Source organism: Polaribacter sp. R77954 (assembly GCF_044595335.1).
Lineage (GTDB): Bacteria > Bacteroidota > Bacteroidia > Flavobacteriales > Flavobacteriaceae > Polaribacter.
The window spans coordinates 2,979,219-2,992,832 of sequence record NZ_CP138992.1; the positions used below are offsets into that span (position 1 = coordinate 2,979,219).

Below are 13,614 nucleotides of genomic sequence, written 5' to 3' on the forward strand. Positions count from 1 at the left end.
TTTTGTCGGGCTCTTGTCCGTCAGTGGACGGACATTGGTTTGAGTCCAGTTTCCGCTACAAAGTAAGCTCCATGTTAATGGGGCTTTTTTTATGACTTTTAATGAAATAAGCATACGTAGTATAGAATCAAGACCAATTGTTGTGTTTTAAGCTAAAATGAATGAATTAACTTAATTTACTTATCCTTTTTGGGGTTGATTAATTTCCTAAGGCAATTATAAACAGAAAAGCTCTTTTTTTGTATATTTGATTAGTGTCTGTAAAACTCAGCAAAACCCTTAGTTTTTAAGATCTTGTAAAAAATACTACAACTTTTACATAAATATACTAGTACTTTTATCCAAAAATATTAGTACTTTCTATTAAAAATACTACAATATTTAACAAAAAGTATTTGTATTTCGTGTAAGAAGTATCAATACTTTGCATCAAAAGTTACTGAACTTTTTAAAGTTGCATCAAGATGCATGTGCTATTCCATCTTCATCCATTATTTAATTTACAAAAGCATAGCCTCTTCTTTCTTCTTAATATATGCTGCTAATATTCGCTGAATATCTCTATTATCTTTTTTAGGTTGCACGTAAAATTGATAGTCTTCTGGGTTTTTAAAACCATCTGCAATAACTTTATCTATAAAACCAAAACCTTGATAAACACCTCCTAAAATTAATGCAAAGCCAATTTCATTTTCAGTTCTTCCTTGTTCTTTAATTACACTGTTTTCTAAAGATAAACCAATAGAATTTATGGCTTTTTGTACACGAATATTATAATTCTTAACAGATTCTTTATCACAACAAACGCCTTTACATGTTTTTAATTGATGATGAAAGCAGGCTTTTACATTATTTTGTAAATGACAATATTTAGGGCACAAACTAAACTCTTCACATAGTTTTTCTAAGAAATTTCTGCACTCAGCTAAAGAATAAAAACTCATAATTGGGTTTGGTACTATTTTTATTCGATTAAAAGCCAAATGAGTTACTCCTTTTTGGTCTTCATAACAAAAGAGTCCAATTGCCTCTTTTTTGTTTTTTTGAGAACGATTGTATTTTGGATAAATATCTTTTATTTCTGAAGATTCTAATAGCAATGCCAAAATTTCACTACCAGTTTTTGTAAAAGAAATGTGAGCAGTTTCCATACATAATTCTCGCTCTTTTTTCTTTTTATCATAAAAATGGCTGATTACTCTTTGTTTGATATTATTGGCTTTACCCACATAGATAATTTCTTTAGCGGTGTTTTTAAAATAATATACTCCAAAAGTTTCAGGTAAATTATCTACTATTTTTTTGTCTAAAAGTGGTGGTAAAGTGGCTTGCCTTGAACGTGGATTTAAAAAGGAATTGATAATAAATTTATCATCTCTTTCTAGCAATCTTTTAAACAATTCTGTAGTTGCCTCTGCATCACCTTTTGCTCTGTGTCTTCCATTGATTGGAATGTTTTCATCAGCACAAATATTACCCAAACTGTATGATCGTAAACCAGGCATAATTTTTCTAGTTAAACGTACTGTACAGAGTTTTTTTCGTTTAAAATCGAAGCCTAAGTTTTTAAATTCATCTCTAATAATGTTATAGTCAAAGTTTACATTATGGGCTACAAAAATAGTGTCTTTGGTTATTTCTTCTACCTTTCTTGCAATTTCATAAAATTTAGGTGCATAACGAACCATTGTATTGGTTATGCCTGTTAAATTGGTGATAAAAGGTGGAATGTTTTGCTCAGGGTTTACTAAAGACGTAAACTCGTCTACCACCACTTTGCCATCAAAAATAAAAATAGATATTTCAGTTATTTTCTGACCTTTGTATCCATTTCCTGTGGTTTCTATGTCTACAACTGCATACAAATTACCCAACAATCGCTTTTAACTCTGCAATAGTAGTTGTTGGGTCATCACTTTTAAAAACAAAACTACCTGCAACTAAAACATTGGCACCTGCTTCAATTAAAGCATTTGCATTTACACTCGTAACTCCGCCATCAATTTCTATTTGACAATCAGACTCAGAAAATTCAATCAAATGTTTTAATTGACTTACTTTTTTGTAGGTGTTTTCAATAAAAGATTGTCCTCCAAAACCAGGGTTTACACTCATAATACACACCACGTCTAAATCAGCAATTACGTCTTCTAAAACTGCAATAGGCGTATGCGGATTCAAAGCAACTCCTGCTTTCATTCCAGCTGTTTTTATAGCTTGAATGGTTCTGTGTAAATGTGTACAAGCTTCATAATGTACCGTTAAAATAGCTGCACCCAAATCTGCAAAAGTACTTATGTATCTGTCAGGATCTACAATCATTAAATGCACATCAATCGTTTTTGTAGCGTGCTTTGCAATTGCTTTTAAAACAGGCATTCCAAACGAAATGTTGGGTACAAAAACACCATCCATAATATCAATATGAAACCAATCTGCCTCACTATTGTTTACCATTTCTATGTCTTTCTGTAAATTGGCAAAATCTGCCGCTAAAATTGAAGGTGCAATTAAATTACTCATTTGTTAAGTTTCTTTTCGCAAAGATAATTAAAACGTTTTTGTGTATTGCTACTATTTTTTCAGATGATGGTGATTACTTAATGGAGTAAAATTTTAATGTAATCGTGCTATTTTTTCGTCATAACATAAAATTAGTTATTGTTGATAAGTCCTCAAAAGAATTCGAGATGAAGTCCTCAATCATTTTGTATTTTTAACTCTCCAAAATCATCAGATAAAAATCATTTATGTACTTAATTTTTGATACAGAAACTACAGGTTTACCTAAAAGTTGGAATGCACCCATTACAGATACAGACAATTGGCCAAGATGTATTCAAATTGCATGGCAATTGCATGACAAAATGGGAAATTTGTTAGAGCACAATGATTTTTTAATTAAACCAGAGGGATTTAATATTCCTTATGATGCTGAAAGAATTCATGGCATTTCAACAGAATTGGCAGATGAACAAGGCATTGATTTAGACAAAGGTTTACAACTATTTAATGAAGCTTTACAGAAAACCAAATTTGTAGTTGGTCAAAATGTAGAGTTTGACTTAAATATTATGGGGTGTGAATTCCATAGATTGGGTGTTGATAATAACCTAACCAAACTACCTGTTTTAGATACCTGTACTGAAAAAACAGCGCAAATGTGTCAAATTCCTGGAGGACGTGGAGGAAAATTTAAATTACCAACGTTAACAGAATTACACAATCATTTGTTTGGTGTTGGTTTTGGTGAAGCCCATAATGCAACTGCCGATGTTGAAGCGACTACTCGTTGTTTTTTAGAATTAATTCGTTTAAGAGAATTTACCAAAGAACAATTAGATGTTGATGCAGATTATTTTAAAAATTTCTCTGAAACCAATCCAAAACCCATTCAGGTTATTGGTTTGCAACACATCAATCTAAAAAAAGAGAGTGATAAAATTCGTAAACGTCTAGAAAAATTAAAAGACGATAAAGAAACCAAATCTACATCAGAAGGTTTGGCGGAATTAAAAGATGTAAAATTTGCACATTTACACAATCATACGCAATATTCTGTTTTACAATCTACCATGCAAATTGGCAACATTGTAAAAGCTGCAGCAAAAGATAATATGCCTGCAGTGGCTATGACAGATACTGCAAATATGATGGCTGCATTTCACTTTGTAAGTGCTGTTTTAAATCATAATAAAAGCGCAGAAAACCCAATAAAACCAATTATTGGCTGCGAATTTAATGTTTGCGAAGATCATAAAAATAAATCACAAAAAGACAATGGTTATCAAGTAGTTTTATTAGCCAAGAACAAAAAAGGGTATCATAATTTGGCAAAAATGTCATCCATTGCTTTTGTTGATGGATTTTATTATGTGCCAAGAATTGATAAAGAAATCATCAAAAAATACAAAGATGATATTATTGTTTTAACGGGTAATTTATATGGAGAAGTACCAAGTAAAATTCTAAATCTTGGAGAAAACCAAGCAGAAGAAGCTTTGTTATGGTGGAAACAAGAGTTTCAAGATGATTTTTATATCGAGTTGATGCGCCACAATCAGCAAGATGAAAACATTGTGAATGAAACTCTATTAAAGTTTTCAAAAAAACACGATGTTAAAATTGTTGCAACCAATAATACATTCTATCTAGAGAAAAAAGACGCCAACGCACACGATATTTTATTGTGTGTAAAAGATGGCGAAAAACAAGCTACACCAAAAGGTAAAGGACGTGGTTATAGATATGGTTTGCCTAATGAAGAATACTATTTTAAGTCTTCAGATGAAATGAAAACCTTGTTTGCAGATATTCCTGAAGCCATTAGTAACATTCAAGAAATTGTTGATAAAATTGAAATTTTCACCTTAGCAAGAGATGTTTTATTGCCTGCTTTTGATATTCCTGATGAATTTAAAGATGCCGAAGATGAAAAGGATGGAGGAAAACGTGGAGAAAATAATTTTTTAAAACACTTAACTTTTGAAGGAGCCAAAAAACGTTATGGAGAAATTACCCCTGCAATTAAAGAACGTTTAGATTTTGAGTTAGAGGTTATCGAAAAAACAGGTTATCCTGGTTACTTTTTAATTGTAGAAGATTTTATTCGAGAAGCCAGAAAAATGGATGTTGCTGTTGGTCCTGGACGTGGTTCTGCAGCTGGTTCTGTAGTTGCATATTGTTTGTGGATTACCAATATAGATCCTATTAAATACGATTTACTTTTTGAGCGTTTCTTAAATCCTGAGCGTGTTTCGATGCCAGATATAGACATTGATTTTGATGATGAAGGACGAAGCAGAGTTATGGACTATGTAATTGATAAATATGGTGCCAATCAAGTTGCACAAATTATTACGTATGGTACCATGGCTGCAAAATCATCCATTAGAGATACAGCCCGAGTTTTAGATTTACCGCTTTTTGAAGCCGATAGAATTGCAAAATTAATTCCGGGTATCAAACTAAAAAACATTTTTGGTGATGATGCTAAAAGTAAAGGTAAAGTTGATGGCTTGCGAGCTGAAGAAAAACAGCTAGTTGAAGAACTAAAAAACATGTCTTATGGTAATGATTTAACTTCAGAAACCATAAATAAAGCGACTATTTTAGAAGGTTCTGTTCGTAATACAGGTATTCACGCTTGTGGTGTAATCATCACTCCTGGTGATATTACAAATTATGTCCCTGTTGCTTTGGCTAAGGATTCAGACATGTATGTAACCCAATTTGACAACTCTGTTGTAGAATCTGCAGGCTTGTTAAAAATGGATTTCTTAGGATTAAAAACGCTTACATTAATTAAAGATACTGTAAAAATTGTAAAAGCAAAACATGGTGTAGAATTAGATCCTGAAAATTTTCCTTTAGATGATGAAAAAACGTATGAGCTTTTCCAAAGAGGAGAAACAGTAGGTATTTTTCAATATGAATCTCCTGGGATGCAAAAACACATGCGTTCTTTAAAACCAACCGTTTTTGCAGATTTAATTGCCATGAATGCCTTGTACAGGCCTGGACCAATGGAATATATTCCGAGTTTTATCAACAGAAAACACGGAACAGAAGATATTGAATACGATTTACCAGCAATGGAAGAGTATTTAGCAGAAACTTACGGAATTACAGTGTACCAAGAGCAAGTAATGTTACTCTCGCAAAAACTGGCAGATTTTACTAAAGGTGAAGCCGATGTTTTACGTAAAGCCATGGGTAAAAAGCAGATTGCTGTACTTGATAAAATGAAACCCAAATTTATTGAGCAAGCTGGTAAAAATGGCCATGATAAAGATAAGTTAGAAAAAATCTGGAAAGATTGGGAAGCCTTTGCTAGTTACGCTTTTAACAAATCGCATTCTACTTGTTATGCTTGGATTGCTTATCAAACTGCGTATTTAAAAGCACATTATCCTGCAGAATACATGGCTTCTGTGCTTTCTAATAATATGAATGATATAAAATCGGTATCGTTTTTTATGGAAGAATGTAAACGAATGGGGTTAGCAGTTTTAGGGCCAGATTTAAATGAATCGTTTTTAAAATTCTCTGTAAATGCAGAAGGTGCTGTTCGTTTTGGTATGGCTGCTGTTAAAGGTGTTGGTAACTCTGCTGTAAAAGCCATTATTAAAGAACGTGAAGAAAATGGGAATTACACCTCAATTTTTGATTTGGCAAAACGTGTAGATTTAAGAACTGCGAACAAAAAATCTTTTGATAGTTTGATAAAAGCGGGTGCATTTGATTCTTTTTCAGACACGCACAGGGCGCAATATTTTGCAACCGATGAAAAAGGACTAACCTTTTTAGAACGCGCGTTAAAATTTGGTAGCAAATACCAAGAAAATAAAAACTCAGCGCAAGTTTCTATGTTTGGTGAAGCGTCTACTGTACAGTTTCCAGAACCAGACATACCCGATTGTGATACTTGGGGAACCATGGAATTATTGTCTCAAGAAAAAGAAGTTATTGGTATTTACATTTCTGCACATCCTTTAGATGATTTTAAAAACGAACTTATTTTTTGCAATGCTACTTTACAGTATTTTAAAGGTGATATTGCCAAGTATGTAGGAATGAATTTGTCTTTTGCAGGCATTGTTACAGATGTACAACATCGTGTTTCTAAAGCAGGTAAAGGTTGGGCTGCATTTACTATCGAAGATTATGGAGATAGTAATGAATTCAGAATATTTGGCGAAGATTACCTAAAAATGAAACACTTTTTAGTGCCAAATTCTTTCTTATTTGTACGTTGTACCATTCAACCTGGTTGGACGAACAAAGAAGGAGTTACAGGAGAGCCACGACTAAAGTTTACTTCAATGAAATTGTTACACGATATTATGGACGAGTTGTGTAAAAAACTTACTATAAAAATTCCTGTGGAAGAAGTAAACGAAGAGAATATTTTGAATTTAGAAAGTATTTTAAAAAATAGCATGGGTAAACAATCGCTAAATTTTACAATTTGGGATGCCAAAGAAAAAGTTGAAATGACCTTGCCTAGTAGAAATACAAAAATTAAAGTTTCAAATGAATTGTTAGCTACTTTACAAAACCAGCAAATTGATTTTAAATTGAATTAGTACCTTTGGTAAAACATTATGAAAAAGATTTTAAACAAACTATTACCTATTGTTATTATAATTTTATACTCTTCTTGTAGCTTTGAGTTTTCTGAAGATTATTATAAAGAGATTGAACTTATAGAACCAACTTATTCTGTTGAATTTGAAAATTTTACAAACGGAGAAACCCTAACAGATTCTAAATTAATAAGTTTTAATTTTAAGCCAATCCAAGGCAATCAATTATTTAATATAAATATTTTTTTAGATGGTAATCTAGTGAAATCTACCGCAAATTATACAGGAGATTATTTTATAAAAATTGATGATTTAGATGATGGTAATCATACTTTAGATTTTCAATACAATTTAAAATCAGGTTCTGGTAGTTTGGCAGATACTTTTAATTTAGAGGGGTATCAATTTACCGAAAACTACACTTTTAAAGTAGATAAATCAATAGAAATAATTGAAGTGTCTAAAGTAGAACATAAAGAAGGCTCAATATTTGTTTATTGGGATGTACCAGCAGATTTAAAAAAATATAAAGAGGCAAACTTACTTATAAAACAATCTTACAGAACAACTCGTGTTCCTTTATTAGATACAGATAGTCTTATAAAAAAAGGGGTTTTTAGAGATAGTATTTCTCTTAAATTCAACATTAAATATAAAATACAAGTAGCAAATAATCATACAGAAAAAGAATCTATAGAAAACAACTTTTTTGTTACAGATTCACTCATAACAATAAAGCATGAATTTTTGAATGATACGAGTTATAAGTTAACATGGAATAAACATCCATTATATGGTAATTTCGAAAATTATACACTTTCTAATAGTCTTGGTGAAACTCAAGTAGATAATAAAGGAGGTGAATTAATTGTAAATACTAATTTTGTACTAGGTTTGGTACATTACTATAGCTTTGAGCCGCAAAGAGAGGCATATATTTTTGATAATAAAACCTATTATGGGCATGTAAATTTTGGTACCAAATACGATAATCAACAATATAACAATTTAATCTATGATAAAAATTCAGGTTATATGTATGCCAGTAATATAGATAATAATTACCCTTATAAAATTGGTGTTTTTAAGTTAAACTCCAATGATTTATCTATAGTAAGTAAAATAGAAATTGACAGTAATTTTGGGTATTTTACGCCAGGTTTAATTTTTGATGATAATTCCAATTTAATTTTAGATATGAAGCTAAAATCAATTGTTATTAGTAAAGATAATTTATCAATACTTAAAGAATATGATCCTAAAGAATATTTGGTAGATGAATTCCCCTCTAATTCATATTATAGAAACGGACTTTTATTTATAACATATACAGACGATTTTAACAATATTTATGTTTATAACGCCAACACAAAGCAATTCATAACATCGTTACAAAGGCAATTTAGCGAAGTATTTTCTAGTTATAAATATTTTACGATTGATAGAAATATTTATAAAATAGAAAACAATAATATTAAATTATTACATTCTTTGACCGAAAATTGGCCTAGAGTTTATGGTTTAGAATACTTAAAAGAGACCAATAAATTAATACTACAAATAGGTGGTTATGGAGGAGTCAATGGCCGAGATTGTGTTTTTTTTAATTTAAACAATAACACCACAAGTATAATTCCTGGAACAGAACAAACAAGTTCTTTTAATTTTGATAGCGCAACCAATAAAATTCTTTTTCTTAAAAGTAATTCGAGTGGTTTTTCTAAAGCAAGCGTGCTAAATTTAAATACAAACCAAATGAAAACTTTAGATGTAGCAGGTAATGGTTATGGTAGAAAATATGTATTCTTAAACGATTATTTAATTTTATTAAAATTTGATTATTTTTTAAAAAACCGATTTTAGATGATGAAAAAAATAATCCTATTTTTTACTTTTTCTGTAGCCTTAAATGTATATGCTCAACAAGATAAGATTTTTATTGAAACAAATTACAACACATTTTCCCATTCTAGTTTGTCAGACTTTCAACAGGAATTTAAAGCAGATTTAAATAATGTACCTTTAAAAACCATTGATGATTTTCCTGCAAATATTGGTTTTACCATAGGTTATGAAATTATAGATGCTAACACTGCTTTATTTTTAAGCTATAATTCTACAGGAGGCAAACTATCTTATTCAGATTATTCTGGTGTAGTTAGATTAGAAGAAGCGTTAAACGCCATTACATTAGGAGGCATTTATTACGTAAACCTTTCAAAACAAAAAAACTTTAGAATTGGTTTTAAGGGGTTTACCATGATTTCTAGTTTAAATATTGATAGTTATTCGCAAATATTTGATAATATAGAACAAAGTACAGTAGACTTTAGTTCCTTTGATTTTGGTTTAGGGGCGCAGCTAAATTACGAGTACCCAATATCTTTTTTAATATTAAAAGCAAATATTGGTTTTGATTTAGTTTTAGGTACCAAATTAAAGTTTAGTGAAAATAGTGAAGCGTATCTTATAAATAATGCGAATCAAGAAGTCAATACAGGTTGGTCTGGCTTAAGAACAGGTATAGGGATTGCTTTTCCAATTCAATAAAAAAGTGATGAACAATTGATGATAATTTTGTTTTTTTATCAGGTTCAATTACAATACAAAAACTTTATTGAATGTAATTACGTACTAATTTAAATAGTCTTAGAATGTTTCTTATCATTTAAAAATATCACATTCTTTTTTTTAAAACTTCGGTTTTATTGTATTCATAAAATTAGATTTGATTTTTTATGATAAATGGATTTTGGTTTTTCTTAACACTTTAAAAACTTGGTTAACTTTATTATTCTGTAATTTTGTTTAACCAAATTAAATAATCATGAAACAAAAAAATAACGGAACTTGGGTTAGCTGGAATGAAAACCTTAAGTACAACTACACTACAAAGTATGACATTACTACTGAAGATGAACTTCAAGAAGTTGTAGCAAATAACAAAAAAATACGTTTTTTTGGAAGCAAACAATCTTCTGCAGATATTGCAGCAGGTACTGATGTTTTGATAGATATGACAAGTTACAATAAAATTGTTTCTTATGATTATAATGCAAAAACAATAACAGTACAATCTGGCTTAATTTTAAGCGAATTACTAGAAGCTGTAGAGTCTGTAGGTTGGTGCATACCTTGTTTACCAGACATTAACACAATAACCATTGGTGGTGCTTTAGCTACAGGAACTCATGGTACAAGTGGTAAATTGTTATCTGAATACATGACTGAATGTAATTTGGTGCTGGCTGATGGAAGTGTAAAAACCATTACAAAAAACGATGATTTAATAGATGCAGTTCGTGTTTCTTTAGGGATGTTAGGTGTTATGTCTACAGTAACTTTTCAATGTGAGCCAGCCTATACTTTACATATTAAAGAAGGTCCAGAAAACGATAGCGAATGGTTACCAAAAATAAAAAGTAGGTTAATAAAGCACGATTTTCTTAGAATTTTGTGGTTACCTCACACAGATACAGGGTATGTAATTACAGGTGATAAAATAGCTGCTGATAAACAAATTACTGAAAATACTGGGCCTAAATATTTGAAACATAGAAGAACCGTTTCAAAAATATTGTATAAATATTCTCATAAATTTCCTTGGATAACTGCAATTGCTAACAAAATTATTGCCAAAGCATTTTTCAATTCTAAAAAAGAACATAAAGGTACCTTATACCAAGCTACTGTAACAAAATCTAGAGGATCTACTTTAGAATTAGCAGAATGGACCGTAAGTTTAGATAAATTTCCTGAAGTTTTTAAAGAGCTAAAAGCAGTAATCAATCAATGGAATAATAAGTCTTTTATCCATATTCCTATGGATGTGCGTTTTGTATATCAAGATAAATCTTGGTTAAGTTATGCTTATGGGCATGATACAGTAACTATGGGTTGTGTTTCTAGAAATGCTGCCACTGCAGATACTTATGAAGCTTTTAAAACCATTGAAGCTATTTTCTTGAAATATGGAGGAAGACCACATTGGGGAAAACGTTTTGCAGCTAAAGATGCAGAGTTATCTGCTATTTATCCAAAATGGGAAGCATTTAAAGAAGTTAGACAAGAATTAGATCCAACAAATAAATTTTTAAATCCGTATTTAACAAAATTAGTGGGTGCTAAAAAATTAGTAAATGAAACTGCCTAAAGGATTTTTATTTGATTTTGATGGTGTTGTTGTAAATAGTTTTCAGAGCCATCATAATGCTTGGGCATCTGCCTTTAAAAAATTATTTAATAAAGAGATTCCGCCATTTCCTAAGGAAATGGCAGGAAAATCTCCAATGAAAATTGCCAATTATTATTGCAGTACTATTGGTAAAGAAGTAGAAACAGAAGCTTTATATCTTTTAAAAGACGAACATTTAGATACCTATTTTACAGTTCCTAAATTATTACCAGGTGTAAGAGAGTTTACAACCTATTTATCAAAAAATAACATTCCTTATGGAATAGCTAGTAATGCCACCAAACAGTTTTTAAAGAACAGTGTGCATCATTTAGCATTAAATTTTACAACGGTTTTTGGTGTACAAGATTATGAGAAACCAAAACCTCATCCAGAGGCTTATATGACTTTGGCAAAAGCTTTAGGATTTACACAAAGCGATTTTGCACATCTTTGGGTTTTTGAAGACAGTTTAACAGGTACAAAAGCCGCAAAAGATGCTGGTATGATTCCTATAGGAATTTTAACTCAATACTCAGAAGCAGAGCTTAAAGCAGCTGGTAGTCATTTGGTTTTTTCAACTTTATTAGAAGCGTATCAGTTTTTAAACTTGCAATAATTTAGCAAATCGTTTTTGTTTTATTTTGTAATTTCTCTAAACAAACTTTCTAAATTTTGAGATTTTGATGTTAATTCTAGGATTCTGATGTTACTATCTTTTGCAAAATCAAACACTTTGCCTCGCATATCTTTATGAGAAGTAAAAGTAAGTTCCCACGTATTTTCTTTTACGTTTACACACAAAATACCATTTTCTAATTTGTGCAATTGCGTTTCATCAATAACATCATCAAAAGTTACATTTATAATTTGTTGATTTTTATGCTGAAGTGCCTTTAACTCTTTATCAATTAAGATTTCACCTTTTTTGATGATGATAACCCGATCGCAAACCGCTTCGACCTCTTGCATAATGTGCGTAGAAAAGAGTACTGTTTTTTCTTTGCCTAAGGCTTTAATCAACGCTCTAATTTCTACCAATTGATTTGGATCTAAACCAGTTGTGGGTTCATCTAAAATCAATACAGAAGGATTGTGTAAAATAGCAGCAGCCAAACCCACTCTTTGTTGATATCCTTTAGACAATTGATTTATTTTTTTATGCGCTTCAACACCCAATCCAACTTTTTCGATGCAAGTATCAACTTCGTTTTTATCAACCTTAAAAATTGATGCTTGGAATTGCAAATACTCACGTACATACATATCTTCATATAAAGGATTATGTTCTGGCAAATACCCAATATTTTGTTGAGCCTTTAAAGGGGTTTGTAATACATCAATATCATCAACCAAAACTTTGCCTGCATTTGGTTTTATAAAACCCGTTAAGATTTTCATCATGGTAGATTTCCCTGCACCATTTGGCCCTAAAAAACCAATAATCTGACCTTTATCCGCAGAAAAAGAAACATCGTTTAACGCTTTTTGAGATTTGTATGTTTTGGTAACTGAGGTAACTTTTATCGACATTTAAAAAATCTAATTTGCTTATTTATAACGATTATTTTTCTTTTTTAGTTTGATTTAATGAAACGTATTTGTCTAATATTTTTCATCCTTTTCCAAGCTATTTTATGGGTTTGTTTGTAGAGCCATAAAGTACCTAAATCTAATAAAAAATAGAATAAACTAATTCCACTTGGTGGATTATAGCTTGGTAAAAAAGGAATGACATTCCAAGCTGTAGAGGGCCACCACCAACATTTATAATACGTTCCGATTATTTCTAGGCAAGCTACAGAAATATACATGGTTAAATAAAATAAACGTTCTCTTGGCTTATTTCTTAAAATTAAAAGTGTTGTTATGGTCATTACAAAACCGAAAACATCATTCTTTATAATAAGAAATATACTTGCATAAATAAAGATGAAAATAGTCAGAAATTTCTCGATTTTTATATGGTGTTTTTTGATAGATGCTGCTTTTGCAAAAAGTAACACAGCTAAATATACAAATGCATGGCCAAAAGGAATATAGTGTGGCACATTTTCTAATCTATAGGTGTACATGCCTAAGAGTACAGAAAACAAATACTCACCTACAAAACCAATGAGTACAGCAAATAGCATTTGTATTTTTAGTCTTTTATTTACTTTAAAAATGGTGATCGTAAAAACAGTAAGCATTAGAATATTTGCATATAATTGAGCGTTATTTGTAATTTTTATCATGTAAAAACTATCTAAAAACAACCCTACAATAAAGAAAAGATATAACAGACCTAAACTCTTAAACGCAGCGTAAAAAGATGACTTTGTTGCTATAATACTCATAGCGTAAAAATAA

General features: G+C 30.7%; 9 protein-coding genes. 5 read left to right on the plus strand and 4 right to left on the minus strand.

Annotated features, from left to right (window positions below; genetic code table 11):
• Positions 1 to 500: 500 nt before the first annotated feature.
• Both SJY27_RS12985 and rpe read right to left on the minus strand, forming a co-directional pair.
• On the minus strand, positions 501 to 1,865 hold the full coding sequence (locus SJY27_RS12985; protein WP_397447922.1) for an exonuclease domain-containing protein: 1,365 nt from the start codon (positions 1,863 to 1,865) through the stop codon (positions 501 to 503).
• 1 nt (position 1,866) lies between these two features.
• Positions 1,867 to 2,523: a ribulose-phosphate 3-epimerase gene (gene rpe / locus SJY27_RS12990; RefSeq protein WP_397445289.1), complete on the minus strand. Its 657-nt coding sequence runs from the start codon at positions 2,521 to 2,523 to the stop codon at positions 1,867 to 1,869.
• A gap of 227 nt (positions 2,524 to 2,750) precedes the next feature.
• Here rpe and dnaE point away from each other — a divergent pair, with 227 nt between their 5' ends.
• The 5 genes from dnaE to SJY27_RS13015 all read left to right on the plus strand — a co-directional run bounded on the left by dnaE (position 2,751) and on the right by SJY27_RS13015 (position 11,881).
• Positions 2,751 to 7,088, plus strand: a complete 4,338-nt coding sequence (gene dnaE, locus SJY27_RS12995; RefSeq protein ID WP_397445290.1) for a DNA polymerase III subunit alpha — start codon at positions 2,751 to 2,753, stop codon at positions 7,086 to 7,088.
• An 18-nt stretch (positions 7,089 to 7,106) separates the two neighbouring features.
• A complete protein-coding gene (locus SJY27_RS13000; protein ID WP_397445291.1) occupies positions 7,107 to 8,951 on the plus strand; it encodes a hypothetical protein in 1,845 nt (614 codons plus the stop codon).
• A gap of 3 nt (positions 8,952 to 8,954) precedes the next feature.
• Entirely contained in the window at positions 8,955 to 9,638 is a 684-nt protein-coding gene (locus SJY27_RS13005; RefSeq protein ID WP_397445292.1) for a hypothetical protein, read from the plus strand.
• A 277-nt stretch (positions 9,639 to 9,915) separates the two neighbouring features.
• Positions 9,916 to 11,241: a D-arabinono-1,4-lactone oxidase gene (locus SJY27_RS13010; protein ID WP_397445293.1), complete on the plus strand. Its 1,326-nt coding sequence runs from the start codon at positions 9,916 to 9,918 to the stop codon at positions 11,239 to 11,241.
• A complete protein-coding gene (locus SJY27_RS13015) occupies positions 11,228 to 11,881 on the plus strand; it encodes an HAD family hydrolase (RefSeq protein ID WP_397445294.1) in 654 nt (217 codons plus the stop codon). Before SJY27_RS13010 ends, SJY27_RS13015 begins: the two co-directional genes overlap by 14 nt.
• 20 nt (positions 11,882 to 11,901) lie before the next feature.
• On the opposite strand, the gene gldA is transcribed toward SJY27_RS13015, so the two are convergent.
• A complete protein-coding gene (gldA, locus tag SJY27_RS13020; protein WP_397445295.1) occupies positions 11,902 to 12,795 on the minus strand; it encodes a gliding motility-associated ABC transporter ATP-binding subunit GldA in 894 nt (297 codons plus the stop codon).
• A 44-nt stretch (positions 12,796 to 12,839) separates the two neighbouring features.
• A complete protein-coding gene (locus tag SJY27_RS13025; protein WP_397445296.1) occupies positions 12,840 to 13,601 on the minus strand; it encodes a hypothetical protein in 762 nt (253 codons plus the stop codon).
• Positions 13,602 to 13,614: the final 13 nt, after the last annotated feature.

What these genes read in the sequence shown, in the direction of transcription:
- rpe (WP_397445289.1), bottom strand. Translation starts at nt 2,523, where the DNA reads ATGAGTAATTTAATTGCACCTTCAATTTTAGCGGCAGATTTTGCCAAT.
- dnaE (WP_397445290.1), top strand. Translation starts at nt 2,751, where the DNA reads ATGTACTTAATTTTTGATACAGAAACTACAGGTTTACCTAAAAGTTGG.
- SJY27_RS13000 (WP_397445291.1), top strand. Translation starts at nt 7,107, where the DNA reads ATGAAAAAGATTTTAAACAAACTATTACCTATTGTTATTATAATTTTA.
- SJY27_RS13005 (WP_397445292.1), top strand. Translation starts at nt 8,955, where the DNA reads ATGAAAAAAATAATCCTATTTTTTACTTTTTCTGTAGCCTTAAATGTA.
- SJY27_RS13010 (WP_397445293.1), top strand. Translation starts at nt 9,916, where the DNA reads ATGAAACAAAAAAATAACGGAACTTGGGTTAGCTGGAATGAAAACCTT.
- SJY27_RS13015 (WP_397445294.1), top strand. Translation starts at nt 11,228, where the DNA reads ATGAAACTGCCTAAAGGATTTTTATTTGATTTTGATGGTGTTGTTGTA.
- gldA (WP_397445295.1), bottom strand. Translation starts at nt 12,795, where the DNA reads ATGTCGATAAAAGTTACCTCAGTTACCAAAACATACAAATCTCAAAAA.
- SJY27_RS13025 (WP_397445296.1), bottom strand. Translation starts at nt 13,601, where the DNA reads ATGAGTATTATAGCAACAAAGTCATCTTTTTACGCTGCGTTTAAGAGT.